A 26,295-nucleotide genomic window follows, 5' to 3' on the forward strand; every position below is an offset into this window, starting at 1 on the left:
CTGGCCACCGGCCAGCCAACCCATAACGAGGAGATCACATGAACATCAAGCAATTCGCGCGCCGTGGAGCGGCAGCGCTGGGTATCTGCCTGGCGCTGGCCGCCCAGTCGCAAGCCGGCGACGTTTTCGCAGACGCTGCGCGCAGCAACGCGCTCGGCCGGGACGTCAAATTCACTGTTTACCTGCCTGACGGCTACAAGGACGGTGCGGGCCCCTACCCGGTGGTTTACCTGTTGCACGGCGCAGGCGGTGACGAGAACGAGTGGCGCACCAAGGGCGGCGCCGTTGAAACCCTGGACGGCCTGATCAAACGCGGTTTGATGCGTCCTTCGGTTGTCATCATGCCCACCGCAGGCCCCGCTTCCTGGTGGGCCAACGGTGCCAGCGAAAAGGCCGAGTCGGCGATCATGGACGACCTGCTGCCCTATGTCGAAAGCAAATACAAGGTGTCGCGTGATCGCAAGGGCCGGTCCATTGGAGGCTTGTCCATGGGTGGGTATGGCGCACTGAACCTTGCACTGCGTCACCCGGCCAAATTCTGTGCGGCGGCCATTATCAGTCCCGCCATCTACGACCCACTGCCACCGGAAACCTCGGCAGCGCGACGCGCACCGCAGTTTGTCCGCAACGGTCAGTTTGACGCCGACACCTGGAAATCGCTCAACTACCCGGCACATCTGGACGCCTACAAAGCCCAGCCCAACCGCGTGCCCATGTGGATCGTCTCGGGCGATCATGATTTTCTCGGCATTGCGGTCATGTCGGCGAATCTGTACTGGCGCCTGCATCAGATCCAGCCCAAACAGGCCGAGCTTCGGGTGATTGATGGCGACCACGAATGGCTGGTGTTTCGCGACGCGCTGCCGGACGCGCTGCAATATGTAGACCGGACCTGCGCACGCGGCTAAATCGGCGACTCACCCACCCCGCACCTTGACGGCGCTGTACGCAACGGCTTCAAGGCGCGTGCTTGCCGGCCGCCAGCGCCTGCATGGGCGCTGCTGCGGGGCTTGAAAACCGGCGTGGTCAAGCAGACATCGAAGGGGGTTTGAGCTCCGGCGTGGTCTGTGCCGGCAAGGGTGTCAGACGGGGCAGAGTGCCTCTGTCAAGGCCAGGGCGCTGGCAGTCAGTCAGTGCCGATATGCCGCGCGCTTTTCCATGTTTGCTGTCACTTGGGCCGTGGCCGCGCCAAACCCTTGTCGGGTTGCGACAGTTTGCCGGCGCGCAGTTCTTTCACTGCGTTCGCCACCGCGGTGGCCACATTGCGCACCTCGGCCTGCATGGCAGTATCGGCGTCCAGCGTCTGGTGGCTGGTGGCATACGGTTCGTAATAACCCACATACCGGTCCAGCCGCGACTGACTGCCGGCGTCGATCAGACCCATCCAGTCGAGCCAGTCTGACAAGCCGCGCCGAGAGCCTTCGATGCCGGCCACGTCGCCGTGCACCACCAGGCCGTAGACCCGGCCGGCCAGGTGTTTGGGATAGTCCCAGCCTTCGAGTTCAAGCGCCTTGGCTTCGGCCGGTTTTTTGCCGTGGGTGGTAGTCGGGTCGGGGTTGCCGCCGTCGGCGCAGACCAGACGGTCGATCATGAGTTTGAGCGGACTCGGCGACTGGTACCAGTACACCGGCGTCATGATGATGACGGCGTGCGCAGCAGTCCAGCGTTCATAAATCTCGTTCATCCAGTCGCTGGTCTGACCCAGTGAATGGTTCGGGTAACAACTGCAGGGCCAGTGGCACAGCGGCATCGCGGTCGACGCGCAACCCTTGCACGGGTGAATGTTCAGGTGATAGCTCGATGTGAGCAGGCTCAGGTCAAGCACGTCGGGTTCCATCTTCTCTTTCTTCAAAACCTTCTGCGCCCATTCGATCATCCGGAAGGTCTTGGAGATTTCACCGGGGCAGGTGCCGTCGTTGCGGGCCGAGCCGCAGATCAGCAGAACCCGTGAGGGCGTTGCAGGTTTCTTCCATGCCGCTGCAGCTTTGTTGATGCGGCTTTTCGCGTCCAGCCATTCCACCGACAAATCGTAGTCGGGGTCGGCATAGCCGCGTCCGGCCTTGCGCGTGACCGGCGCCTTGCGGCCTTCCTTGTAGGCCTCCCAGGCAATCTGCTCGACCCGCGAGATGGCCTCTTCCTCGGCCCGAAAGGCCGGGTCCATGAAGGACTGCATGAAGCGTTCGTGGAAGGTGCTGCGCGACAGAACGGCCGGCGCCTGGCCTTTGCGGATATCGGTCATCGGGCCAGTGTAGGCAGGCGCCCGTGTGCCAATCTGCTAATTCGGCTTTGTCCTACGCGGTTTTCGGAAGAGGCCCCCTGCCCGTCCGCAGGCATGGAAGATTTGAGACGCTATCAAATCGATAGCTGATGAGGACTGCTGGGTAGGAGCTAGAGGCCATTTTTTCTTACATTTACCTGGTGAGGCGTGGCTCAATGCGACTGTCGTGAACTCTGGAAACTTCCGATAAATCATTCGCCTGTAAGAACCCGCTGCGGAAACCGACTCATTCCTTCATGACCCACCCTTCAAACGCCGGCAAGCGCGCCCGAAGTCACCGCCAAGTAGCCAGCTGGCGACTCCCGTGGCTGGCGGTGCTCTGGCTCGCAGGCACCTGTCACGCGATGGGCTTGCAGCTACAAGCCGCACCGGCCGAGTGCGGCGTGCCAGCGCTGGTTGCGCCTGCCCCGCCCGAGGCAGCCCGCCAGCGCCTGGCGCAAAGCCAGGCCGTACGCGGGCAGCGGGACATTGCCTGGGCCTGGCTGGGTTCGCCCACGCAACGCTACCCGCATGGGGCGCTGGGTTCGCTCACCCATGCAGCCAGCCTGCATGTGCTGGCGCGCACAGCGGAGGCAGGCCTGCAGGAGCGGGTCTACACCCTGCCTGTGCGCCGGGTGTTTGAGGACCGGGTGCCCCGGCTGGCCGATATTGACGGCGACGGCCGAGACGAAATCATCCTGGTGGAGGCGGATGCGTTTGAGGGCGCAGCGATGGTGGTGTTTGGCCTGCGTACTCCTGGCACGGGCGCGGCGTCCAGCGCGGCGTCAGCCCCTGTGCTTCTGACCGAACTGGCACGCGGACCAAACGCGGGCTCTGCCTTTCGCTGGCTCAACCCGGTGGGCGTGGCAGACTTTGACGGCGATGGCCAGCTCGATATTGCCAGCGTGATCACGCCGCATATCGGGGGCGTCCTGACCTTGTACCACTATCGCCCGCCCCGGCTGGAGCCGTATGCCAGGGCCATGGATGTCTCCAATCACCGCATGGGCATGCTGGAGCAGCGGCTCGCCGTGATTGTTGATCAGGCGGGCCATCGACCCACCATTGTGCTGCCCGACATGCAACTGGGCGCCTTGCACGCACTGCGCTGGGTCGCGCCGGGAAAGTGGGAGGAGCTTGCCGACCCCCTGCCACTGCCGGCCCGGGTGGAGCGGCTGACCCCTCTGCCCGGCGGCGGCTGCCTGCTGCTGGCCAATGGCTCCTGGTGGCGCATCCACCTGATGCCATGACGGCCGCACAAAAAACTCTGGCAGCCGCAGATAGATCGTTGACTGTTTTTTCATCCCAGGAGACCCCATGCTGATTCCCCGCCAACCCGTTCCCACTTTGCAGCTCGACACGCTGGCTCATGGAGCCTACGAGCTCGCCACCGATGCCCCCGAGAAATTTTCCATGGTGGTGTTCTACCGCGGCCTGCACTGCCCTGTCTGTGCCAAATACCTGCTGGAGCTCGGCCGCCTGCTGCCGGAGTTTGAAAAGCGCGGCGTGAACGTCATCGCGGTTTCCAGTGACGACGCCGGACGTGCGAGCGAGATGGCCGCCAAGGCCCAGGCACCGGCACTGCGTTTTGGCCATGGCTTGTCACTGCCCAATGCGCGCGAATGGGGCTTGTATATCTCGACCAGTCGCGGCAAGACATCCATCGGTCTTCAAGAGCCCGCGTTATTTTCAGAGCCCGGCGTTTTCCTCGTGCGACCAGACGGCACCCTGTACTACGGCGCGGTGCAGACCATGCCGTTCGCACGTCCGCACTTTGATGAGCTGCTGGCCGCGATTGACTTCGCCATCAACAAAGACTACCCGGCACGCGGCGAATACATCGGACCGATCTGAGGCCTGAATGGCATGGACATAAACCGTGCTGGCTGTATCGGCCAAAGCCGGCCTTGACCCTAGGAAGGCTGGTGTTTGCCAGCCGACCACCCCTGGCTGCCCAGCGCCTTCACAGCTACCGCCGTCGGGCTGGCCTCCAAAGGCGTGCCCATGGTGTCGTTCCAGCGGTTCAAAAAAGCGAACATCGCGACCACGCCAAGCATCTCGGTGATCTCGCCGTCGCTCCAGTGCTGCTGCAGTTGTGCAAACTGTGCGTCAGTGACCGCATTGGGCTGGCTTGCGGCGGCGAGCGCAAAGTCGAGCGCCAGCCGCTCCTTCTGGCTGTACAGCGGGCTCGTGCTGTAGGTCCAGACATCTGCCAACTTGGCGTCGCTGATACCGAAATTTTTGGCCCCCAGCAGCGTATGTGCCTGGCAGTAAAGGCAGCCTGCCACCTTGCTGACCACGTGGCCGAGCAGACGACGGAAACCCAGATCGACCTCGCCGTCCGGATCCATCACCGCCGCATTGAGTTGCGCCAGCGCCTGCACCAGCTTGGGCTTGCGCTGCATGGTCAGCACGCTGTTGGGTGTGAAGCCCAGTGTGCCCAGAAAAAAATCAAAGTGAGGCTTCAGTTCGGGAGAGGTTTCCGGAGGGAGCGGAGCGAGTCTGGGCATTGGTTGGCCTTGTCGTGGGGAGCTGGGCGTTGAATTCAGGGGAGACTTACGACTGCATGAGGACCCAGAGCCGCGACGGGCTCAAAGGCATCTGCAGCCGCGGCGACTGCGCCCCCAAGCCGGCCCGCGCCAACGCGTCGGCCACCGCATTGACCACTGAGGGGCCGGCGCCAATGGTGCCGAGTTCGCCCACACCCTTGACCCCGAGCGGGTTGTTCAGACAGGGCGTCGCTTGGTCCATCTCGGTCAGAAAAGGCGGCGAGTCACCAGCGCGCGGCGCGGTGTAGTCCATCAGGCTGCCGGTCACCGGCTGGCCGGTCTCGCGGTCGTACACCAGGTGTTCGTGCAACGCCTGGCCAATGCCCTGCACGGCGCCGCCGTCCAACTGCCCGCGCACAATCATCGGGTTGACGACGCGTCCGACATCGTTGACCGAGGCATAGGCGACCACCGCCACATGGCCGGTCTGGGGGTCGATCTCGACCTCGCTGATGTGGCAGCCATTGGGCCAGGACGGTCCGGCCACGGCGGTGGTCGAGTCCATGAAGATGCGCTGATCACCCTGGCGCGCTGCCAACGCAAAAATGTCGATACTCAGGTCGGTGCCAGCCACGGTGAACCGCCCGTCGGCGTAGCTGATGTCCTGCTCGGCCGCTTCAAACTCCTTGGCCGCGAGTTGCCTGGCCTTGTCAATCGTGCGCTCGGCACCCACACGCACCGCCGAACCGCCGGTGAACAACGAGCGGGAGCCGGCGCTGCCGAAACCATCACCGCGGTCGGTGTCTCCAAGCACGACACGCACTTTCTCGGGTGGCACACCAAAGGCATCGACCACCAGTTGTGTCAGCGAGGTCAAAATACCCTGCCCCATCGCGTTGACAGCCGAGAACACCTCGATCACCCCGTCGTCGGCGCGCACAGACAGGGTCACACGCTCTTCCAGTGCGTTGCCGCCAGTCCATTCGAGAAAGGTCGAAATGCCGAGCCCGCGCAGCAAGCCGCGCTGCTGGGACGCGGTTGCACGTGCTTCAAAGCCTGGCCAGTCCGCCAGTACCAGCGCCTGGTCCATCACGGCCTCGAAACGCCCGCTGTCATAGACCTGGCCCATGGGATTTTTATACGGCATTTGCGCGGGCTGGATGAAGTTGCGGCGGCGCAGCGTAATGCGGTCCATGCCGATCTGGCGCGCGGCCTCGTCCATCAGCCGCTCCATGATGAAGATCGCTTCGGGCCGTCCTGCGCCGCGGTAGGCGCTGGTCGGCGCGGTGTTGGTCAGCACCGCGCGAAAATGAAAGTCAATGGTCTGGATGTCATACACGCTGGTCTGCACCCAGGGGCCGATCAGCAACTGGATGGCTGCGCCGGCCCCGGTCGGGTAGGCGCCGACGTTGGCCAGCGAAGCCAGCCGCAGCGCCAGAATTTTGCCGCTCTCGTCGAGTGCGAGTTCGGCGTGGCTTTGCAGGTCACGGCCGTGTGTGGCGGAGACAAACTCCTCACTGCGGTCGGCCACCCACTTGACCGCGCGCTGCAGCTTGCGCGCGCAAAAAGCCACGGCCACATCCTCGGGGTAAACGCCGGTCTTCATACCGAAGCCTCCGCCCACGTCGCCAACGATGACGCGCACCGCCTCTTTGGCGATGCCCAGCGCATCACACACCGAATTGCGCACACCCGAGGGCATTTGTGTACTCATGCGGATGGTCAGGCGCTGCGAGGCGGTGTCGAAACCGGCCAGCACCGAGCGCGGCTCCAGGCTCAGCGCGGCCAGGCGCTGGTTCACGATGTCGAGTGTGACGATGTGGCGGGCAGCGGCAAAAGCGGCGGCGGTCGCGACGGCATCGCCATAACGCGTCTCGGCGGCGATGTTGTCCGGCGCCTCGGGGCAGAGCGCAGGCGCGCCGGCGGCCATGGCGTCGTTCACATCAACCACCATGGGCAATTCGTCGTAGTCCACCATGACAGCCTCGGCCGCATCACGCGCCTGGCGCAGGCTCTGGGCCACCACCGCGGCCACCGGCTCACCGACAAAACGTACACGTTCATGGGCCAGGGCGCGCCGTGGCGGTGTCGCGCAGGGGGAGCCGTCGGCGCGTTTGAAACCGCCTATGCCCGGAATTGCCTTGACACCGGCCGCGACCAGGTCGGCACCGGTGACGATGGCCAGCACACCCGGCATCGCCAGCGCAGCCGAGCTGTCCACCGAGGCGATACGTGCATGGGGATAAGGCGAGCGCACAAAAAACAAATGGGTCTGTTCCGCCAGCGTCACGTCGTCGGTGAACTGGCCGGTACCGGCCAGCAGCGCGTCATCTTCAAGGCGGCGTACGGCCTGCCCGCTACCGAAACGCGCCGAAGTTGGCAAATCAGGTGACGAGAAAGTGTTCAAAAGATGTCCTTCTTTAAATAAGGCGCAAATGCCAGGTAGCTAACAGGCCGAAACAAGTGTGTACGCAAATATAGATGCATCCGTTTAAGGCCGCCGTCGCGACCAGCGATGCCCCTTTTTACTCAGCCGATGTACGACTGCTGATCGCCCGCGCATCACAAGGTGTAAACCCGCAGAAGCTTGTCCTACATCGGGTAACGCAAGTAACTCACGAAACGCACATTTGCGAGAGTTACCGTTTTTTATGACTACTTACATTCCCCTCTGCAAATTTTCCCCTCCACTTTAGATCAACCATCATGTCCCCCCACTTCGCTCTTGCGTCCCGTCCGGTTGGGCTTTCTTCGGCCTTTCTGCTCGCAAATTTGCTCGCCTTACCGCTTGCGTCGCTGGCGCAGTCGCAGTCTGCCCCACATGCCCATGCAAGGCCCGCCAAGGCCTGCCAACCCGCTGATACAGAAGCGAAAAAATATCGCCATGAAACGGAAACACTGGGCCTGCGTCACGCTGACCAGCATGCCCAGATGCGCCTGGTTCAATGCGAGGTTGAACGCGGCGTGCGCAAGGTGCCGGCGGCCGGCATTCTCAAGTCTGCCGACCAAACACTCAAGGACGATGAGGCTGCCAAACAAGCAGCGTTCAAAACCCGCAGAGACAAACCTGCAGACCTCCGGGGGCTGGGTGGTGGTTCAGCGTTGGCAGAGCCTGGGGGTACCCCAACCCTCGCTGCGGCAGCGGGGAGTCTGGATCCGGCCACGATGGGTCGCTGGAGCGACCCGTTCATCATTCCCGTCGTGGGCGTTGCCACGGTGCTCTTGCATACGGGCAATGTCATGTTCTGGTCCTACGATCCGGTGGACTATCACAACCCCGCCAACTCTAAAAACGGGGTCGCATACATCTGGAACCCGACCAGCCGCACCGGCTACAACATCCCGCCGCCAGAAAATATCTGGTGCGCCGGTCAAACCATTCTGAGTGACGGTCGTGTCTATGTCGCGGGAGGCAATCTGCGCTACCCCGACCCCAACGCGCTGGGGGGCGCCACCAACTGGGCCGGCACGCTGACCAATTACACCTTCAACCCATTGAACGAACTGTGGGCCAAACAGCCCGACATGGTGCGCGGCCGCTGGTACCCGACGGTGACCCAGCTGGCCGACAACCGGGTGGTCATCACCAGCGGTATGGACGAAACCGGCTTCGGCGCCATCACCAACGCCGTCGAGGTGTTGACGCCCGATCCCAACATGAATGGCATAGGCACCATCCAGGTCGTCTCCACCCACAATTCTTCCGGCCTCTACCCCTTGCAATTTCTGTTGCCTTCGGGACAAATGCTGGAGTCCGGACCGAACGCCGCCAGCAGCTTCCAGCTGAACCCGGCGACCTGGAACTGGAGCAGTCTGCCGCGCATGAAAAGCGACCACTACTACCTGGGCAATGGCATTTCCTACACCGATGCCTCGCCCGCGCAGCCCCGGCAGCTGATCATGGTTGCTGGCGGGCATAACGAGAGAATCCCGCTCGCAGCCAACGAATGGCTGGACGGTTTCAATCCTGCACTGGGTTGGAAAACCTACCCGCAATGGCAGACGCCCCGGCATAACGCCAACACGGTTATCCTGCCCGATGGCACACTGCTGACCGTTGGCGGCAACAAGGGCTTGTACGGCTATGAAGAAGCCGAGTTCAGTACCGAGCTTTACTCCAAGCCAGCCATCGATACCACCGGTACCTGGCTGAAACTGGCACCCCACACCATCCAAGCTGCCTACCACTCCACCGCCATCTTGCTGCCAGACGCGACGGTTTTGCTGTCGCAGGACGACATGGACTATTCTGCGCAAGCTGCCTTCCAGCACAAGGCCCAGGTCTACTCGCCACCGTATTTGTTCAAAGGTCCCCAACCCAAAATCACTGCAGCTCCCACCCAAGTCGGGTACGGCCAATCGTTCACCATTTCCACCGACCGCAGTGACATGGTCAGCGCAGTATTGGTGGCGCCTGGCGCCACGACGCATGGCAATGACATGCACCAGCGGGCGATCAAGCTGCGCGTGCAGCCGCGCAGCAACGGGCTGACAGCGACCGTCCCGTCATCAAGCGCCCTGGTTCCGCCGGGCTACTACATGCTTTTTGTGACGGACTCGCAGGGCATCCCCTCGGTTGCAAAATTCGTCCGGGTCGCCTGATCCGGCGCCCAATGGTGAGTCGTCGGGTCCAGACCCGATGACTCACCCGGTCAAATTCAGTTGAGCGGCACGACAGAAGATTTGGCCCGACAATCAGGCCATGCCCCTACCTCTTCCTCCCACGCGCCGCCACAGCAACAAGGCCAACAACGAGCTGTTGTTCAAAGGCTGTCTGTGCGTACTGATCGGAGCGGCCGTTCTGGTCTCTCCCCATTTCATCAAATCGCCGGGCATGCAGGGCATTGTGGCGGGCGCATCGCTGGTCGGCTGGTTCGCGCTGGTGCTGGGTCTGGCGTTCTGCGGCCTCTACCTGAAGCGAAAGTTGTCCAGCGCGCCGGTACGGACCGGTCCCAAGTAAGGTCTTTGCTAGCAAATCGGTAGCTGACCGGCCCCTCCCGGAAAGCCCTGGCAGCGATTTGCAACCAACAGCCGGTTGCGGCAACGTGCTTGCTTTTCGATCCCGCGCAGCGCTCGGGATGTGGCCTGCTGTCCTACACCGGTGCAGTGCAATCCCTTGCGGAGCGGTCCCGATGCGCGAGGGAAACTGAAGTTGTGAATCCGATGAACTTTTCCGGCGATCCCTCTCACGGATCAGCCAGCTCCCAACCCCTTCAGGACCTTATGGCAACGAAGGCTTATATCGTGGAAGACAACGAACTCATCCGCGACAACTTGGTGGAAACACTAACCGAACTGGCGGGTGTGCAGACGGTTGGATTTTCAACGAACGAGGCCGAGGCCTGCTATTGGCTGGATCGGCATCCTGAAGACTGGGACCTGCTTGTTGTCGACCTTTTTCTGGGGCAGGGAACGGGACTGGGCGTTCTCAGAAAGTGTGCCTATCGATCTGCAGTGCAGAAGGTGGTCGTGCTGTCCAACTACGCCACCGCCGAGATGCGCACGCGCTGCCTGGCTTGCGGGGCCGATGCCATCTTTGACAAATCCACCGAACTTGATCTTTTTCTCGACTACTGCACAGCTCGGCATTAGCGCGCGCTGAGACCCCGAGTCAGGATACGTCGGGGCGCGGAATCTTCTTGAACTTGACCAGGCGAGCGGTTTCAATCTTGTCCTTCTTGACCTGACGTTCGGCGTCAAGCAACTGACCTGCCGCCAGCCAGCCGGCGAACTCTTCCGGCGTCTCCAGCGTGATGCGCCCCAGCGTTGAGGCGCGAAATTCATGGATCACGATTTCTGCAGCTTTCTGCAAATTGATGCGCCCCTTGCCGAGCACCGCGCCGCGCTTGCGGCCTATGGCTTCGAGCAGTTGCTCGTCAGTGATACCGGGCGGCAACTCGACCTTGTAACGCGCCTGCAGCGCAGCCGGGTAGTGTTTGATCAGGTAGTCGAGCAGTTCCAGTGCGACTTCTTCCTCATTGAAGGCATTGCGGCCAATGGCGCCGCTGGCGGCCAGGTTGTAACCGCTTTTGGCCACGATGATGCGCGGCCAGAGCATGCCAGGCGTGTCCCACAAATAGAAACCGTCGGCCAGCACAATACGTTGCTCGAGCTTGGTGATGCCGGCCTCGTCGCCGGTTTTGGCTGCACGTTTACCAGTCAGCGTGTTGATCAGCGTCGATTTACCGACGTTGGGAATACCGCAGATCAGCACCCGCATTGGTTTGACCATGCTGCCGCGCGTGGGCGCCAGCGCATGGCAGGCGTCGATCAGCCGGCGTGCCGGCGTGGTGGCACTGGCGTCGAGTTCGATCGCACGGGTGGCGGGCTGGCTGTTGTAGTAATCCAGCCAGGCCGGCGTGCGCGCCGGGTCGGCCAGGTCCTGCTTGTTGAGCACCTTGAGCGCCGGCTTGCCGCCGGTCAGCTCGGCCAGCATAGGGTTGGCGCTGGAGCCGGGCAGGCGCGCGTCGAGCAATTCGATCACCACATCAATTTCCTTGATGCGCTCGCTGATGGCTTTTTTGGTCAGGTGCATGTGACCGGGAAACCACTGGATGGCCATCGGGATGTTCTTTCTGGGTGGGGGTGCGGCGGGCGCCGGCAGTCAGCCGGCGCAGCGCCGATTGTCGCTGACCCGGCGTGGCGTCCGGGTCATCAGCTCAGGCCGCGTGTGCCAGACTGCGGATGCCCAGACGCTCGGCCGAGACGTACTGCTGGCGGTAAATTTCAAACGGCATGGAGTCCGCCGCTTCAATGGTCTTCTGCTCCGCCAGCGATTGCCGCGTCAGCTCTTCAAACCGGGCCTGCTGCTCACCGGAGAACGGCAGGTCCAGCAAGGTTTGCCGGGTGGCCAGCGACTGTGCGCGGGCAAAAGCCACAAAGGAGCTGCCGTGGTCCTTGACAATGGCGTCCAGCACGCGGGCCGAAGGCAGGGTTTCAGGCTGACGCAACGAGGCCTCCGAGGCACGCAGCGCATCGGCGTAGCTGCTGCCACCCTGCGCGGCATCCAGTGCCGCAGCAACCGGCGCACACTGCGCGATCAGCTCGGCGCCCCACTGCGTGAGGCTGACCTCCTGGCCGCCGCGTTCGAGCAACAGGCCGGGCTCGCGTCCGCGCGCGGCCACGCGGTGCTGGTTGCGCGCCAGCGCAGCGATCTCCTGCGGTGTATCCGGCGGGCTGTCGGTCAGCAGGCAATGCAGCAAAAACACATCGAGAAAACGCATGGTGTCAGCGGCGATGCCGACCGGCACAAACGGGTCCAGGTCCATCAGGCGGACCTCGACGTATTCGACGCCGCGTTCGCGCAGCGCGTGCAGTGGGCGCTCGCCCGGAAAAATCACGCGTTTGGGGCGGATGGTGCCGTAAAACTCGTTCTCGATCTGCAGCAGGCTGGTGGCAAGCTGGTTGTAGTCACCGCCGGGGTTCTGGATGCCGACCGCCTCGTAAGCGGGGTAAGGCCGGGTCAGCGCGTCCTGCAGCGAGGCACCGTAACCGTCGAGGTTGTTGTAGCTGACCTTGAGCGAAGCCTGGGCGTCGCTCTGGTAACCCAGGCGCCCCATGCGCAAGGACGTGCCGTGCGGCATGTACATGGTGCCGCTGCCCAAAGCCTGCAGTTCGTGCTGGCGGCCGGCGACAAAGCTGGAGCAAACCGCCGGCGAGGCACCAAACAGGTAGAGCAGCAAAAACGCGTGGCGGCGGAAATTGCGGATCAGGCTGAAATACTCCTCGCTGGAGACGCCGGGCAGCGACCAGTTGTAGTGAATGCCTGAAATCGTCTGCATGCGCCGGCCATAACGGTGGCCCAGTCCCATGCGGTAAACGCTTTTGGCGCGGCCTACATTCGACGAGCCATATCGGCCGATTGGAATTGTTTCGTCCGTCGGCAGGCCACAGGGCATGCTGGAAACCCACAACATCTCGTCGCCGAGCGCTTTCATGGCGCGGTAGGTGAACTGGTGAATCTGGGTCAGCTCGCTGAGCGCGGCCTCGGCGCCATCGCTGAGGCCGGCGTGCGCGGCGGTGACCAGCTCGACCTGCGATTCGCTGAAGTCGGTGGTGATGCTCGGGTGGGTCAGCGCCGAACCCAACGCAGCGGGATGTGGCGTCAGCGCCAAGCCGCCGCCGGGTTGGGCGCGCAGGCTTTCTTTTTCCAGCCCGCGGCGCATGCCTTTCAGCCTCGCAGGGGCCAACGCCTGAAGGCGGTCTCCCAAAAGCGCGCCCTGGCGCGCATGCAAGCTGTTCATAACGTCTTCCCTCTGTTCTTTCGTGGCGTGCAAGGTATCACAGGCCGGGCTTGTTTGCAGGCGGGCCGGCGCCTGGGCCCCTGCGGCCAGGATACCGGGGCAGCGGGCGCGCCCCCCAACCCGTCGATTGCTACGATTTTTATAGCTGCTTGCGCTTACCGCTTATGGGCTGGAGGCCTGTTTGATGCTTCAAACACGGCCGGGGCGCCGGCGTATGGCGCAGCCCGGCCTTGAAAGCCCCTACGCCAGCGCACGCAGCAGCCAGCTGTTCATGTCCGCGATCTCTTCCATGCAAACCGAATGTTCCATCGCGTACTCGTGCCAGTCAACCGGGTAAGCCAGCGCGGCCAGCGCATCGCGGGTGGCAGTGGCGGCGGCCAGTGGCACCACGCCGTCGCGCCGCCCGTGGCCCAGGAACACCGGCAAGCCGTGGTTGGCGGCGCTGCGTTCGGCTGCCAGCTTGTCGGCCAGCGGCAGGTAGCCCGACAGGCCGATGATGCCGGCCAGCCGCTCGGGGTAACGCAGCCCGGTCATCAGCGCCATCGCGCAGCCCTGAGAGAAGCCGGCGACCACGATGCGGCGGGCCGGGATGCCGCGCGCAATTTCGCCCGCGATCAGCGTGTTGATGCTGGCCTGGGTCTTGCGAAGGCCTTCTTCGTCCTGGCGCTGCGTCAGGTCGGCGCCCAGAATGTCATACCAGGCCGGCATCTGGTAGCCGCCGTTGATCGTGACCGGAATCACCGGCGCGTTGGGAAACAGGAAACGCACCGGGCCGACCGCCGCGAGCGCAAGCTGCTGCGCGATCGGCACAAAATCACCGCCGTCAGCGCCCAGGCCATGCATCAGCACAACGCTGGCGGTCGGGTTCGCGGCGGTTTCAACTTCAATGACATCAAGTGGCATGGCAGGAATAAAAAGTGGCAGTTGACCAATTGTGCCTGTGGCAAGGTCACAGCTTGACTTGCCACCGCACTTGGACGACCATCAATTACACACAAGCCGCCGGTAGCGCAGCGACCGGTTCGCGCCAGCCGGTCTGCCGCAAGGAACGCACAGCCATGAGACAAGCCATTAAAAAATTATTCGGTCTGAAAAGTCCGCAAGCTCCGGAAAAATCGGCCCCTGCGCCTGTCATGCCCCTGAAAAGCGAACGCGCCGAAAGCCTGGACGCCCCGCACACCATCGAAGACAACTCCGACAACGCCACGCGCCGCCAGCTGGTCCAGATGATGCTGCGCGACGGTTTGCGCAAACACGGTATTCCTGCCGACTGGGTCGAATGCCGCATGTTGGTGGTCAATAGCCGCAGCCGTGGCTCCGGCCTGTATGTGCGCCTCGTCATGCGCCATTGGGACATGCTGCTGCTGACCTACGCGCATGCTTTTCAGCAGCAATTTATTGCCGCCATCACCGATTTCGAGCCGCAGGCATCAGACTGGCTGCATGGTGTGTCCTGGGAGCTGGATGTGGGCAACACCTGCCCCTATCTCGATATGCCCGACCCGTCGGTATGGCGCGATGTGTCAGAGCCGGTGCAAACATCCAGGCCAATGCCGGTCGTCTCCCTCATGTCCGAAGACACGATCAGTCCGCTCGCCGTCCCGGCCCCCTCGATGAGCAGCGCCCCACCCGCCCCGGACCACGACGCCGACGTTCTGCAAGACCTGCAGCGCATGTTTGCCATCCGCGACGCTCACCTGCAGCAGCCGGTGGATGGCATGCCTCCACCCGACTTTCAAAATACCCAACCGTCTTCGCGGCGCGCCTGAGAAAGCTTCCTCAGCGCGCCAGCGCGGCTAGCCGCCTTGAGAAATCCGCCTGGGTGTTGAGCTCCGCATACCAAAGCCGGTAACCCGCATCGCTGGGATGCAGCCCGTCTTTGGCATTGAGCTCGTCGGGCCGCTGCGCAAACGGGTCTTCTGCCTTGTCCTTGTACAGGTTGACGTAAAGCGCGCCGTTGTCGCTGGCTACTTCACGCACGAAGCGGTGCAGCGTTTGGGCGCGTTGCGTCATCAGCCACGACCAGGGTGGAAAAAAGAAGGGCGCGCTGCCGACGTTGCCTGAAGGCATCAGCACCACCAGCCGGGCTTGCGTGCGCGCCAGCGCCGCAACGCGCGCAATATGCTCTTCCAGCGGCGCATCAGGCGTCAGGCGGATCACATCATTGCCGCCACCCAGCACCACAATCGCATCAAAGCGCTCGCCGCCCGCCACCTCGAGCTGGCGGGCGATGTCGGCAAACCTGGCGCCGTCTTTGGCGCGGTTGACGATCTTCAGCGAGGGATGGTCGCGCGCAATCAGTCCGGCCAGGCTGGCGGCCGGTGAAGACGCACCCGTGCCCACCCCGGTGCTGTCGCCCACCACCAGCAAACTCGCCCCGGCCCCCGGCGGCGACGCCTGGAACGGCTCGCTTTGCCGGGCCAGCTCCACCGACTGCTTGATGCGCCAGGCAGCGCAGCCCGAGGTCGTGAGCACCACCACTGCAGCCAGCAGGGACACCGCACCGAGCGCTGAGGGACGGCGAAGTTTCATGAAATTCTTCATCGGTTCAGCCATGTGATGCTCAGTTGCAGAACGGTGGCAAAACCGACCCATGCAAGATAGGGAAGATTGACCAGCGCCACCCAGCGCGCCCGCCGCCATATCGCCGCCAGCGCCCAGACCAGCGTGACCAGCACCAGCACGATGTCCAGGCTCGCCAGCAGGTTGTTTTTGAGGCCAAACTGGATCGGTGTGTAGATCGCGTTGAACACCAGGTTCAGGATGAAAGGCAGCAGCACACCAAAGGGCAGCCGACGCTTGAGGTACTGCAGCAACACAAAGCCGAAACTGATGGCAATGATGATGTAAAGCACCGTCCAGACCGGGCCGAACACGGCTGCGGGCGGTGCGAAAAAAGGCTTGGCGAGTTGCGCGTACCACGCGGCGCTGCTGGTGCTGTCCATGCAAAGTTTCTGGGTTGGGTTTGACGGGGGCTGCGGGAAACCAGGGTCTATTTTCATCGCTGGCCGGCATTGAGCGCGCAGCCCGCGCGCTCAATGCGGGGTAGGACGCAAGCGCATCCAGTCACGCCTCTGGCCCGTATAGACATCAACGCCGCACATCACCCCCACGCGCCGTCTTTTACTTTTATCAGCGGCAGGTGGACAATCCGTCCACCGCCCCAAGGAGATCCCCATGACCCGCCAGCCCGCCCTTCTCAACCGCCTGACGCTGCTGCTGGCTGCCGCAAGCTGCGCGCTGGCCTTGTGGGCGCCGGTCCAGGCCGCGTCCTTGACCCCGGCCGACGAAAAAAACGTGCGCACCGCCGTGCAGGGCCAACTGGCCGCCTTTGCCGCAGACGATGCCGACAAGGCGTTTTCTTATGCCGCGCCCAACATCCGTGAAGCACTGGGCACGGCGGCTGGTTTTATGGCCATGGTGCGCAACGCCTACCCGGTGGTCTACCGTCCGGCGTCGGTGGCTTTTCTCAAGCCCGAAAGCAAGGACGGGCAGGTGATCCAGCGGGTGCAAATGGTCGATGCCAGCGGCGACGCCTGGCTGGCGATTTACAGCCTGCAGCGCGAGGGCACGTCCTGGCTCATCACCGGCTGCGTGGTGGTGGCCAACAAGGGGCGTATGGTCTGAGCCCGCATATTGCTCCTTTTTTGATAGCTTGATACTTATAACCGGTATGGGCTGGAGCCTTTTTTTATCAACAACTGGCAGGTTTCAAAGGATGTTTGCTGACAGCACAAACACCTGAAGGCCTGCGGCTCAGTCGGCCCGCCGGTCTGATGATGGAGCTTTACGAAAGGTCTGCGCATGACACCCGTCCTGAAATACGTGCTTGGCGTTTTGCTGACCGCCACCGTGAGCGGCCAGGCGCTGGCCTGCTACACCGTCTACAACCGCGCCAACCAGGTGATCTACCACGCGGCGGCGGCGCCGGTGGACATGCGTTACCAGTTGCACCAGACCCTGCCGGCGGTGTTCAACGACGGGCACATGGTGTTTTCCATCACCGATACCAATTGCCCGGCGGTCAACCAGACCCGCAGCAACATTCGTGATTCCGCGGGTGGAAACATGGTGTACGTGGTCGACCGGGCCCAGCCACGCACCCGGCCTTACCGGGATCCGCGCAACTGACAGTTGCGCGATCGGGGCTTGTTCACGCCCTCAGTGCGGAAGCGCGCCGAATAACGCGTACACGCTCGAGTCTTCAGGCAGGACGTACACCACGCTGCGGCCTCTGCCGAGCAGCGGTGTGATCACCCCTTCGTAAAACGCCACCGGCACCACGACGCATCCAAGCGAGATGCGGTTGTCATCTGGTGTGGCGGACGCCAGGCGCTCGCGCCGCTGCTCGTGCTTGTTGCCGGGGCGCACGCGGTGAATCGCCAGGCCCTCGCTGTAGTTGACCCAGATGACGTCTTCACCCTGCAAATTGCGCCCCGGCTGCGCCAGAAAACGCCCCGCCGGTGTGGTGCGCTCAGCGGGCAGAATCTGTGACACCGGCCGCTGGCCGATGCCGGGCACCGAGCGGTCTCCGCTGGCCAGCCCCAGCAAGGCGGCCGAGGCGCCGCGCAGGCGACCGCCAGCGTCGAAAACAAACAGCTTCGCGTCTTTTTTGTCGACGATTACAAAAGGCAGGCCTTTGTTGTCGGACGAGGCCATCACCAACGCGGCGGCATAACGGGCATCGGCGGACGCCGCTTCGCCAGCAAAATCAGCCGACAGGGGCAAGGACAGCGCGGGCAATGCGGGCATGGCGGAAACCGGCGCCCACAGCACAAGCAGCGCCCCCAAGGCAGCGGCGGCGTACAGCGTCGTTGTGCTTCGAATGCTCATGCAGTGTCCTGCCAGGGTGGATCGGCCCGCAAAGAACCGGGCAGGCGCCCGGTGTTGTAGGACACATCCTACCTACCGGAGGTGGACTTGAGCAGGCGTGGGGCCATGTAACAGGCCCATCTGCTCTATTTTTGATAGCTGTTGACCCGCATTTGCTATGGGCCAAGTGCCAATTTAGCAAAAAATCGGGGAATTCCCGAAGAAGATGGCGTTGTAGGTTTTATCCGACAAGCCCGTTTGATGGCGATCAGCTCGCGCCGGTCGCCTTGAAGTTCTGGAACACGGCCTGCACCGGCCGGGTTTCAGGAAGCACGTAGACCACACCCCGCTGCGAACCGAGCGCCGGTTTGACCACATCGTCATAAAAAGCCACCGGCAAGTTGATGCATCCGAAAGAGATCCGGTTGTCGTCCGGTGTGGCAGAGGCCAGCCGCTGCAGCCGGCGTTCGCTGGGTTCCTTGGCGCGTACGCGGTGCATGGAGACCGCCGCTTCGTAGTCGACCCAGACGATGTCCTCACCGAAAGAGTTGGTGCCAGGCTGCGATACAAACCGTCCGGCCGGCGTGGTGCGTTCATGCGGAAGAATGGCGGACATTTCGCGCTCGCCGATGCCCTGCACCGAATCGTCGCCGACGGCGGAGCCCATCAGCGCCGGCGTGGCGCCATCGAGCATGCCGGCCGGCTTGAATACAAACACCCTCACATGCGGTTTGTCAACGATGACAAACGGCATGCCACGGTGATCGCGTGTGTCCATCACCCAGTTGGCCATCTGGCGCGCTTCGGGCGACGCCTGCTCCTGCGCAAAGTCTGCATGGCGGGGCAGATGCGCCAGCGACGCCGCCACCACTGCCGACGGCGCTAGCGCAGACGGTCTGGAGGTGACCTGACCGGGAAGAATCAGCGCAATCGCGGCGCAACCCATGCCCAGCCCCTTGAGGACGGCATCGAACTGCGAGGATTCAGTGGTGGCCATGGTGCTAAAAAATCTGAAATGAATGCGTCCAACAGGATGCAGGGGAGTCGGATGAAATCACCCGGCTCCCCCGCGACCTATGAGACATGCGTTGCCGTGTTAGTTGCGGTCAGCGCGTGGCTCAAGCGTGGTGTCCATGCTGCGGGGCGCCGCGGTCGTGTTGTCCATCGAGGTGCCGGTGCTGGTCGAAGGCTGGGCCTGCATGGTGCTACCGCTGTTCATATTGGTGGATGGTTGTGCTTGCATGGTGGTCGTGCCCTGGGCATTCGTCTCGCCGGGGACATTGGTCACAGCGGTTTGTGCATAAGCAAAACCAGCGCCCGCAACAAGTGCGGCAGCAGTGATGGCGGCAGTCAGAGATTGATTCAGTTTCATGGATAGCTCCTGGTTTAACACCCCGAGGGGTTGTTGATGAAAAACGCCGATCGGTGATCGACTGAGTTCAATCTAAACCGCCAGATCCTCCCGACGGTCGGCCTCATCCGCGTGCGCCTGTAGGACAGGCACACCCCGGCCGCAGATGCTTGCACCTCGTTACGTGGGGAGCGGAAAAGAGCCGAAGTTCTACAAAATGCTACGTTTTCAGTAGCAGATCAGGCTTGTTGGACAAGGGTTACAAGCGCTCAACAAAAGCTCGACAACCAAGGACAAGACAAGGGCCAGCGCCCGAACGACAGACGCGGACTACACAAGTCATCACTGGCGGACTTCAACCGCATCGCAGGGTATGTGGTCAAACTGTCGTTGTGCCAGCCGGGTTTCGCGCTACAACGACAGGTATGAGGCCTCCGCCCCCAGGCGAAACGTCCAAACATTGTCCAGCGAACCCGGCTGCATTTTTTTTGCCTGCGTGCATTCGCCTTGTTGATCAGGTGGCGGCGGAAGTTTTCCCGGCCTGTGCCATCGCCAGACTGACCTCGTTGCCGCCTTGCGCCGATCCGCTTTGCGGCACCATCTCGCCGCCGCGCTCACGCACTTCATCCAGCCTTAGCGCCAACGCCTCAGGCACTTGCTCCCCCGTGCCCAGCCACAGGCCGCGCGTCAATGTGATGTGGGCCGCTTCAAAGGTGCCGGCACCCGCACACAGGATGGCGCGTGTCGGCGCATCCTGCGCCGCCAGCACCAGCATGGCCGGCACCACCGCCTCGGGTTGCAGCGCACGCAGCACTTCTTCGGGCATCAGGCCTTCGGTCATGCGGGTGGCTGCAGTGGGCGCCAGGCAGTTGACGCGAATGTCGTTTTTGGCGCCCTCGATGGACAGCGTCTGCATCAGGCCGACCAGCGCCATCTTGGCCGCGCCATAGTTGGACTGGCCGAAGTTGCCGTACAGCCCCGACGACGAGGTGGTCATCACAATGCGCCCGTATTTCTGCGCAGCCATGATGTCCCACACCGCCTTGCAGCAATGCACGGCGCCCATCAGGTGCACGTCCATCACGAGTGCAAAGTCGGCCAGATCCATCTTGGCAAAACTCTTGTCACGCAGGATGCCGGCGTTGTTGACCAGGATGTCGACGCGGCCCCAGGCGTCTATCGCCTGCTTCACCATGGCCTGCACCGCGACAAAGTCGGTGACCGATGCGCCATTGGCGATGGCCTCGCCGCCGGCTGCGCGGATTTCATTGACAACCGCTTCGGCGGCACTGACCGATCCGCCAGAACCGTCACGCGTGCCGCCAAGGTCGTTGACCACCACTTTGGCGCCACGCGCGGCCAGCGCCAGCGCATGTTGCCTGCCGAGTCCACCGCCGGCGCCTGTGACGATGGCCACACGGCCGTTGAAATCCATACCCATCTGTTGCCCCCTGTCGTGTTGGTGATCTGGTGCGCGCCACCAAGCTGCTAGGCTATGGCGCAGGAAGCCTGTACTGTAATGGACGGTGTAGCGCCCCGATGAAAGCCGACACCCACCATGGAACTGAACCTCGAAACCGTCACCACCCCGCCGCGCCCGGCCGCCACCGTGGTGCTGCTGCGTGATGCGCCGGCTGGCCTGGAAGTGTTCCTGATGAAGCGCCACGGCCTGTCCGATGTGCTGGGCGGGGCCTATGTGTTCCCGGGCGGCAAGGTCGATGCGGCCGATGCCGAGCTCGACATGGCGGCGCATGGGGACCAGCCACTGGACGCGCTGCACGCCGGACTCGGCGAAACCGACATCACCGGGACCACCGCCGGCGCACTGTACATCGCAGCACTGCGCGAGGCCTTTGAAGAATGCGGCGTGCTGTTTGCACATGGCCTTGCTGCGCAGCCAGCCACCCAAGCCGCCGCGCTGCTGCGTGAAGGTCACACTTTCAATGCGGTGCTGGCGCAACTGGCGCTGCGTCTGCAGACCCGCAGCATCCTGCCCTGGTCGCGCTGGATCACGCCAACCCGGCCTTCGGTCATGAACAAACGTTTCGACACCCGTTTTTTTGTGGCGGCTGTTCCCGATGACCAGATTGCGCGGCACGACGACTTTGAGACCACCGAGAGCGTCTGGCTCAGCCCGCGCGAAGCGCTCCAGCAGTACTGGGCCGGCCAGATCGAACTGGCGCCGCCGCAGATCATGAGCCTGGCGCACCTGGCGCGGCACAGTGCCGTGGACAGCGTGCTGAGCGCCGCACGTGCGCGGCGCCCGCCGGTGATCCAGCCCGAGTCCTTCGACGACGACGGCCAGCGCATGATCTGCTACCCCGGCGACCCGCGGCACTCGGTCCGTGAACTCGCGCTGCCCGGCCCGACCCGGCTGTTCTACCGCAACAAGCGTTTCGAGCCGCTCACTGGTTTTGAGGGGCTTTTTTCGTAAGGCATCCGTCATGCCTGGCTTGTCATTGCGGGCTTGACCCGCAATCCATGCCTCGCGGTGTAGTGAGCAGCGTGGATCCCGGATCAAGTCCGGGATGGACAAACTCCCGGCTCAGGCCGCCTGCAGCCGTTCTTCAGCAGCAGGATGCATATCGGCCTGCGCCTGAACCGCCCCCGCCAGCCACTGGTCGATCAACACCGGGTCGTTGATGGTCTTGAGCGTCTGGTACGCGGTTTCCGCTTCAGGATAACGCCGGCGCAAAAAGTTGAGCCACTGCTTGAGCCGGCCGGGCCGCGAGCGTGCATCCAGCCGGGTGCAGACCAGGTGCCAGAACTCGGCCAGCAAGGGCACCAGTTCAGGCCAGCCGAGCGCCCGTGCAGGGCCATCACCCACTGACGCCTTGATCGCCAGGGCGAGGCCAGGGTCGGCCACCGCACCACGGCCAATCATCAGCATGTCGCAGCCCGAGGCCTCGCGGCAACGGCGCGCATCGTCAACGGTCCAGATCTCGCCGTTGGCCACCACCGGTATGGCGACGGCCGCGCGTATGTCGGCAATACGCTCCCAGTAGGCGGGTGGCCGGTAGGCCTGCGCCTTGGTACGTGCATGCACCACCAGTTCGTCAGCACCGCCGCTGGCAATCGCCTGCGCACACGCGACAGCCAGCGTATCGTCGTAGAAGCCCAAACGCATCTTGGCCGACACCGGCAGATGCGCCGGCACGGCGCGCCGCACCGCTGACACGATCGCGGCCAGGGTGTCGGGCTCCTTCAACAGGGCCGCGCCGCCGCCGTGGCGATTGACGACGTTGGCGGGGCAGCCGAAGTTCAGGTCAATGCCGTCCGGACCCAGCGCCGCAAGGCGCGCAGCGTTTTCGGACATACACACCGGGTCGGAGCCCAGCAGTTGCGCGCGCACCGGGACACCGGCCAGCGTGCGCCCGCCGTTCAGCAGCTCGGGAACGATGCGTGTGAAGACGCGCTCGGGCAACAATTGGTCGGTGATCCGGATGAACTCCGACACACAGCGGTCCACACCGCCGGCTCGCGTGAGAATGTCGCGCAGCACAAAGTCCACAAGCCCTTCCATGGGCGCCAGCAAGATGGTCATGGGTTGATGCTACCGCGTGCGCCGGGCGACAGTCCGCGCCAGGCACCCGCCTCCATGGTTAATGCATCAAAACGTCCTGCAGCCCACGCCAAATCTGCGGGGAAAGCTCTGTTTTTAATAGCATTGGAGTGGCCCTTCGTCCTACAGAGATGGCAGGCACGTCTTACAGCTTCCTGCAGGTGCGGCGCCTAAGGTAGCTGTTTCATTGAAGGAGACACCATGGCTCGGCCCCCTGCCCCTTACACCGACCCCGGGCGATCCGGCCTCCGGGGCGCCCCGGCGCAGCAAAACCAGACCCTCGCTCCGCGCAAGGGCTGGCCTTTTGCCAAAGGTTCTCAAAACCATCTTGATGAAACCTCCGCGCCCTGGCCGCGGCCCTCCTCCCGACCGGCACCTGCCAAAGCGCCAGCGCCCCACACGCCGGATCAGTAAGTCCCGACGTAGTCCTTCTTGCCCACTTCGACGCCGTTGTGACGCAAGATGGCATACGCCGTGGTGGTGTGAAAGAAAAAATGCGGCAAACCGTAGTTCAGCAGGTAAGACTGGCCGCTGAAGATTTTCTCCTTGGGCGTCCCCGCCTGTGTCACGATGCGGCGCTCCTCGCTGCCATCAATCTGGGCTGCTTCCAGCGTACCCATGAAGGCCAGCGTTTTTTCAATCCGCGCCTGCAGATCGGCAAACGTCTCCTCGGTATCCTCAAAACCCGGCACCTCCGCGCCCGCCAGGCGCGCCGACACGCCCTTGGCAAAGTCGCAGGCAATCTGCACCTGGCGCAGCAGGGCAAACATGTCGGGGTACAGACGGGCATGCAGCAAGGCATTGGGCTCGATTTTTTTAGCTGCGGCGTGCGCTTCGGCCTTGGCCAGCACCGCGCTGAGCGCGCCCAGCATTTGCCTGAAAACGGGAACGGAAGCCTGGTACATCGAGAGGGTCATGGGGATAGTCCTTGTCAAGAAAAAAAAGGAGGTCAAGCCGCAGTGGCGCTGCGTTTGGGCAGCAGACGTTTGACCAGTGTCACCGCCGCCAGCACCAGCGCACCGGCCACGATGCCAACCACCGCGTCCGCCAGCAAAGGCGTGATGGCACCGAGCACAGGACCGACGGCAGCAGACAGGGATTCGATCGCGTGGTCCAAGGCAGGGATGCCATGGGTCAGGATGCCGCCGCCCACCAAAAACATCGCGGCAGTGCCGGCCACCGACAGCGCCTTCATGAGCCAGGGTGCGGTGGCCAGAATGCCAAGACCGAGGCTGCGCAGGGCACCGGTCTTTTTGCTCAGATAGAGGCCGCCGTCGTCGAGCTTGACGATGCCGGCGACCAGGCCGTAGACCCCCACCGTCATCAGGATGGCAATACCGCTGAGCACACTGAGCTGGGTGATGAAGGGGCTGTCCTGCACCGTGCCGAGTGTGATCGCAATAATTTCTGCCGACAAAATGAAGTCGGTGCGTACGGCGCCCTTGATCTTGTCTTTTTCAACCGCGACCAGGTCCACGGTCGGGTCGGTCAGGGCTTCCAGCAGCGCTTTCTCATGCGCAGCGTCTTCCTCCTTGCTGTGCAAAAACTTGTGCGCGAGTTTCTCGAAACCCTCGTAACAAAGAAAGGCCCCGCCAATCATCAGCAGGGGCGTGACGGCCCAGGGCGCAAACGCGCTGATGGCCAGCGCGGCCGGCACCAGAATGGCCTTGTTCAGCATCGAGCCTTTGGCGACGGCCCAGACCACCGGCAACTCGCGCTCGGCCTTGACACCGGCGACCTGCTGCGCGTTGAGCGCAAGATCGTCGCCGAGCACGCCGGCGCTTTTCTTGGCTGCGACCTTGGTCAGCAAGGCCACGTCGTCAAGCACGGTGGCAATATCGTCAAGCAGGGCAAACAGGCTGCTGGCCATGGAAACTTCCGAAGTAGTGATTACCCCCATTGTCGCAGCAGGCACGGGGTCTTTGCAGCAAACGGCATGCCGGTCCACAATGGCCCATGCTCAAGACAGCTCTGATCGCTTATGCCGGCACCCTGGTGTTTTTCCTGGCCGCCGACATGCTCTGGCTGGGCCTGCTGATGACGGATACCTACCAGGGCTGGATAGGGCCACTGATGCGGGCGCAGCCGCTGCTGTTGCCCGCAGCGGTGTTCTACCTGCTGTACCCGGTGGGTCTGGTGGTATTTGCGGTACGCCCCGGCCTGGACAAACAAGACTGGACACATTGCGCCGCACTGGGCGCTTTTTTCGGCCTGCTGGCCTACGGCACTTATGACCTGAGCAACCTGGCCACGCTCAAGGGCTGGCCCTGGCAGCTCACACTGGTGGACATGCTCTGGGGCGCAGCGCTGTCCTGCGGCAGCGCGCTGGCGGGGTATGCGGCTGCCAGGGCTTGGGGTTCGCGCCGCTGGGTCTAAGCCGGGTCAGTCTTGTATTCGGCGGCTTCGCAGCCACATCCAGAGAGCGCCAACCGGCGTTGCTCTGGTCAATACCCATGCCGCTGTTTCTCTTTTCCCTGCTTCTGCACGCCTACCTGGGCGTTCGCCTGATCCCGGCGCTGGCAGCCTGGCCCGTCGTGCAGATGCTGCTGGGCCTGAGCCTGCTGGCGTCCATGGTGCTGATGCCGATGGGCCTGACGGCGCGGCGCATCAAGTCACCGGTGCTGGCCGATCGCGTGGCCTGGACCGGCATGGTGTTCATGGGCCTGTTCTCGTCGCTGTTTGTGCTTACCTTGCTGCGCGAGCTCGCGTTGCTGGGGGGCTGGTTGTGGCTGTTGGCCCAGCCGACGGCTTTTTCATGGCCAGTCCTCAGCGCAGGATCCGCAGCGGCGGTGGCGCTGCTTGGGTTGCTGATGACTTTTTTCGGGTTTTTCAACGCCAGACGTACCGCCGCTGTGGTCCGTGTCGACGTGCCGATTGCCGGACTGCCGGCAGCGCTGCATGGTTTTGCGATTGCGCAGATCAGCGACATCCATGTCGGCCCAACCATCAAGCGCGGCTATCTGCAGGCCATCGTGGACGTGGTCAACCAATTGCAGGTGGACATGGTCGCCGTGACCGGCGATCTGGTGGATGGCACGGTGGCCGACCTCGCCCCGCATGTGGCACCGCTGGCCGGCTTGTCGTCGGTTCACGGCACCTACTTTGTCACTGGCAACCATGAGTACTACTCGGGCGTCCACGCCTGGATCCTGGAGCTGAACCGCCTGGGCGTGCGGGTTTTAATGAACGAACATGTGGTACTGCCGCACGGCCTGGTGTTGGCCGGTGTGGCCGACTGGAGTGCCGGGCATTTTGACAGCACGCACCGCAGCGACCCGCATGCAGCACTGGCCGGTGCCCCGGCGGCCACAACCGTCAAATTGCTGCTGGCGCACCAGCCCCGCAGCGCGGTCGAAGCAGAAAAAGCCGGGTTTGACCTGCAGCTGTCGGGCCATACCCATGGCGGCCAGTTTTGGCCTTGGGGCTTCTTTGTGCGTTTCCAGCAACCGTTCACGGCCGGCTTGAACCGGCTGGAAAATTTGTGGATCTACACCAGCCGAGGCACCGGCTACTGGGGGCCACCCAAACGCTTTGGCGCCCCCTCAGAGATCACCCACCTGCGACTGGTGCCCGCTCAGTAG

27 protein-coding genes are annotated in these 26,295 nt (G+C 63.2%); 12 read left to right on the forward strand and 15 right to left on the reverse strand.

Annotation, left to right across the window (positions count from 1 at the left end; genetic code table 11):
- The first annotated feature begins 38 nt into the window (after positions 1-38).
- On the forward strand, positions 39-908 hold the full coding sequence (locus ACH2CW_RS02695) for an alpha/beta hydrolase (protein ID WP_395055308.1): 870 nt from the start codon (positions 39-41) through the stop codon (positions 906-908).
- A 260-nt stretch (positions 909-1,168) separates the two neighbouring features.
- On the opposite strand, the gene ACH2CW_RS02700 is transcribed toward ACH2CW_RS02695, so the two are convergent.
- Positions 1,169-2,239 carry a flavodoxin family protein gene (locus ACH2CW_RS02700; protein WP_395055309.1) on the reverse strand — a complete coding sequence of 357 codons (1,071 nt, stop codon included), beginning with the start codon at positions 2,237-2,239 and terminating at the stop codon, positions 1,169-1,171.
- Between the two features lie 275 nt (positions 2,240-2,514).
- Here ACH2CW_RS02700 and ACH2CW_RS02705 point away from each other — a divergent pair, with 275 nt between their 5' ends.
- Together ACH2CW_RS02705 and ACH2CW_RS02710 are read left to right on the forward strand one after the other, a co-directional pair.
- Positions 2,515-3,507, forward strand: a complete 993-nt coding sequence (locus ACH2CW_RS02705) for an FG-GAP repeat domain-containing protein (RefSeq protein ID WP_395055310.1) — start codon at positions 2,515-2,517, stop codon at positions 3,505-3,507.
- Between the two features lie 67 nt (positions 3,508-3,574).
- Positions 3,575-4,111 (forward strand): peroxiredoxin-like family protein, encoded by a 537-nt coding sequence (locus tag ACH2CW_RS02710; protein ID WP_395055311.1) that lies wholly within the window; start codon positions 3,575-3,577, stop codon positions 4,109-4,111.
- A 59-nt stretch (positions 4,112-4,170) separates the two neighbouring features.
- Here ACH2CW_RS02710 and ACH2CW_RS02715 read toward each other — a convergent pair whose 3' ends face one another.
- Both ACH2CW_RS02715 and ACH2CW_RS02720 read right to left on the reverse strand, forming a co-directional pair.
- The gene (locus tag ACH2CW_RS02715; RefSeq protein ID WP_395055312.1) at positions 4,171-4,767 is read right to left on the reverse strand and encodes a carboxymuconolactone decarboxylase family protein; all 597 of its coding nucleotides are present in this window, start codon (positions 4,765-4,767) and stop codon (positions 4,171-4,173) included.
- A gap of 46 nt (positions 4,768-4,813) precedes the next feature.
- Positions 4,814-7,153 carry a xanthine dehydrogenase family protein molybdopterin-binding subunit gene (locus tag ACH2CW_RS02720; RefSeq protein WP_395055313.1) on the reverse strand — a complete coding sequence of 780 codons (2,340 nt, stop codon included), beginning with the start codon at positions 7,151-7,153 and terminating at the stop codon, positions 4,814-4,816.
- 524 nt (positions 7,154-7,677) lie between these two features.
- Between ACH2CW_RS02720 and ACH2CW_RS02725 the strand changes: the two genes are divergently transcribed.
- The 3 genes from ACH2CW_RS02725 to ACH2CW_RS02735 all read left to right on the forward strand — a co-directional run bounded on the left by ACH2CW_RS02725 (position 7,678) and on the right by ACH2CW_RS02735 (position 10,338).
- Positions 7,678-9,348 (forward strand): galactose oxidase-like domain-containing protein, encoded by a 1,671-nt coding sequence (locus ACH2CW_RS02725; protein WP_395055314.1) that lies wholly within the window; start codon positions 7,678-7,680, stop codon positions 9,346-9,348.
- A 100-nt stretch (positions 9,349-9,448) separates the two neighbouring features.
- Positions 9,449-9,706, forward strand: coding sequence for a hypothetical protein (locus ACH2CW_RS02730; protein ID WP_395055315.1), 258 nt, complete (start codon positions 9,449-9,451; stop codon positions 9,704-9,706).
- Between the two features lie 89 nt (positions 9,707-9,795).
- The gene (locus ACH2CW_RS02735; RefSeq protein ID WP_395055316.1) at positions 9,796-10,338 is read left to right on the forward strand and encodes a response regulator transcription factor; all 543 of its coding nucleotides are present in this window, start codon (positions 9,796-9,798) and stop codon (positions 10,336-10,338) included.
- Positions 10,339-10,357: 19 nt separating this feature from the next.
- On the opposite strand, the gene ylqF is transcribed toward ACH2CW_RS02735, so the two are convergent.
- The 3 genes from ylqF to ACH2CW_RS02750 form a co-directional block, all read right to left on the reverse strand.
- A complete protein-coding gene (gene ylqF / locus ACH2CW_RS02740; RefSeq protein ID WP_395055317.1) occupies positions 10,358-11,308 on the reverse strand; it encodes a ribosome biogenesis GTPase YlqF in 951 nt (316 codons plus the stop codon).
- Between the two features lie 97 nt (positions 11,309-11,405).
- Positions 11,406-12,989 (reverse strand): glutamate--cysteine ligase, encoded by a 1,584-nt coding sequence (gshA, locus tag ACH2CW_RS02745; RefSeq protein ID WP_395055318.1) that lies wholly within the window; start codon positions 12,987-12,989, stop codon positions 11,406-11,408.
- A 240-nt stretch (positions 12,990-13,229) separates the two neighbouring features.
- Positions 13,230-13,892 (reverse strand): alpha/beta hydrolase, encoded by a 663-nt coding sequence (locus ACH2CW_RS02750; protein WP_395055319.1) that lies wholly within the window; start codon positions 13,890-13,892, stop codon positions 13,230-13,232.
- A gap of 230 nt (positions 13,893-14,122) precedes the next feature.
- On the opposite strand from ACH2CW_RS02750, the gene ACH2CW_RS02755 reads away from it, so the two are divergent.
- Positions 14,123-14,758 carry a hypothetical protein gene (locus ACH2CW_RS02755; protein ID WP_395055320.1) on the forward strand — a complete coding sequence of 212 codons (636 nt, stop codon included), beginning with the start codon at positions 14,123-14,125 and terminating at the stop codon, positions 14,756-14,758.
- A gap of 10 nt (positions 14,759-14,768) precedes the next feature.
- Here the strand turns inward: ACH2CW_RS02755 and ACH2CW_RS02760 are convergent, their stop codons facing one another.
- The gene (locus ACH2CW_RS02760) at positions 14,769-15,521 is read right to left on the reverse strand and encodes an SGNH/GDSL hydrolase family protein (protein WP_395055321.1); all 753 of its coding nucleotides are present in this window, start codon (positions 15,519-15,521) and stop codon (positions 14,769-14,771) included.
- Between the two features lie 8 nt (positions 15,522-15,529).
- Positions 15,530-15,934: a TspO/MBR family protein gene (locus tag ACH2CW_RS02765; RefSeq protein WP_395055322.1), complete on the reverse strand. Its 405-nt coding sequence runs from the start codon at positions 15,932-15,934 to the stop codon at positions 15,530-15,532.
- A gap of 232 nt (positions 15,935-16,166) precedes the next feature.
- On the opposite strand from ACH2CW_RS02765, the gene ACH2CW_RS02770 reads away from it, so the two are divergent.
- Together ACH2CW_RS02770 and ACH2CW_RS02775 are read left to right on the forward strand one after the other, a co-directional pair.
- Positions 16,167-16,616, forward strand: a complete 450-nt coding sequence (locus ACH2CW_RS02770; RefSeq protein WP_395055323.1) for a DUF4864 domain-containing protein — start codon at positions 16,167-16,169, stop codon at positions 16,614-16,616.
- A gap of 177 nt (positions 16,617-16,793) precedes the next feature.
- Positions 16,794-17,120 carry a hypothetical protein gene (locus ACH2CW_RS02775; RefSeq protein WP_395055324.1) on the forward strand — a complete coding sequence of 109 codons (327 nt, stop codon included), beginning with the start codon at positions 16,794-16,796 and terminating at the stop codon, positions 17,118-17,120.
- Positions 17,121-17,150: 30 nt separating this feature from the next.
- On the opposite strand, the gene ACH2CW_RS02780 is transcribed toward ACH2CW_RS02775, so the two are convergent.
- From ACH2CW_RS02780 to ACH2CW_RS02795, 4 genes are all read right to left on the reverse strand, one after another.
- The gene (locus ACH2CW_RS02780; protein ID WP_395055325.1) at positions 17,151-17,822 is read right to left on the reverse strand and encodes a hypothetical protein; all 672 of its coding nucleotides are present in this window, start codon (positions 17,820-17,822) and stop codon (positions 17,151-17,153) included.
- A gap of 247 nt (positions 17,823-18,069) precedes the next feature.
- Positions 18,070-18,798, reverse strand: coding sequence for a hypothetical protein (locus ACH2CW_RS02785; protein ID WP_395055326.1), 729 nt, complete (start codon positions 18,796-18,798; stop codon positions 18,070-18,072).
- Positions 18,799-18,897: 99 nt separating this feature from the next.
- Positions 18,898-19,173: a hypothetical protein gene (locus ACH2CW_RS02790; protein WP_395055327.1), complete on the reverse strand. Its 276-nt coding sequence runs from the start codon at positions 19,171-19,173 to the stop codon at positions 18,898-18,900.
- Positions 19,174-19,666: 493 nt separating this feature from the next.
- Positions 19,667-20,593, reverse strand: a complete 927-nt coding sequence (locus ACH2CW_RS02795; protein ID WP_395055328.1) for an SDR family NAD(P)-dependent oxidoreductase — start codon at positions 20,591-20,593, stop codon at positions 19,667-19,669.
- Between the two features lie 117 nt (positions 20,594-20,710).
- Between ACH2CW_RS02795 and ACH2CW_RS02800 the strand changes: the two genes are divergently transcribed.
- Positions 20,711-21,586: an NUDIX hydrolase gene (locus ACH2CW_RS02800; RefSeq protein ID WP_395055329.1), complete on the forward strand. Its 876-nt coding sequence runs from the start codon at positions 20,711-20,713 to the stop codon at positions 21,584-21,586.
- 111 nt (positions 21,587-21,697) lie between these two features.
- Here ACH2CW_RS02800 and ACH2CW_RS02805 read toward each other — a convergent pair whose 3' ends face one another.
- The 3 genes from ACH2CW_RS02805 to ACH2CW_RS02815 all read right to left on the reverse strand — a co-directional run bounded on the left by ACH2CW_RS02805 (position 21,698) and on the right by ACH2CW_RS02815 (position 24,584).
- Positions 21,698-22,696, reverse strand: a complete 999-nt coding sequence (locus ACH2CW_RS02805; protein WP_395055330.1) for a tRNA dihydrouridine synthase — start codon at positions 22,694-22,696, stop codon at positions 21,698-21,700.
- Positions 22,697-23,121: 425 nt separating this feature from the next.
- Positions 23,122-23,631 carry a DUF1993 family protein gene (locus tag ACH2CW_RS02810; RefSeq protein ID WP_395055331.1) on the reverse strand — a complete coding sequence of 170 codons (510 nt, stop codon included), beginning with the start codon at positions 23,629-23,631 and terminating at the stop codon, positions 23,122-23,124.
- Between the two features lie 32 nt (positions 23,632-23,663).
- On the reverse strand, positions 23,664-24,584 hold the full coding sequence (locus ACH2CW_RS02815) for a DUF808 domain-containing protein (RefSeq protein ID WP_395055332.1): 921 nt from the start codon (positions 24,582-24,584) through the stop codon (positions 23,664-23,666).
- Positions 24,585-24,670: 86 nt separating this feature from the next.
- Here ACH2CW_RS02815 and ACH2CW_RS02820 point away from each other — a divergent pair, with 86 nt between their 5' ends.
- Together ACH2CW_RS02820 and ACH2CW_RS02825 are read left to right on the forward strand one after the other, a co-directional pair.
- Positions 24,671-25,090 (forward strand): DUF2177 family protein, encoded by a 420-nt coding sequence (locus ACH2CW_RS02820; RefSeq protein ID WP_395055333.1) that lies wholly within the window; start codon positions 24,671-24,673, stop codon positions 25,088-25,090.
- A gap of 77 nt (positions 25,091-25,167) precedes the next feature.
- Positions 25,168-26,295 carry a metallophosphoesterase gene (locus ACH2CW_RS02825; protein WP_395055334.1) on the forward strand — a complete coding sequence of 376 codons (1,128 nt, stop codon included), beginning with the start codon at positions 25,168-25,170 and terminating at the stop codon, positions 26,293-26,295.

This window comes from Polaromonas sp. (assembly GCF_043778355.1).
Taxonomy (GTDB): Bacteria; Pseudomonadota; Gammaproteobacteria; order Burkholderiales; family Burkholderiaceae_C; genus Polaromonas.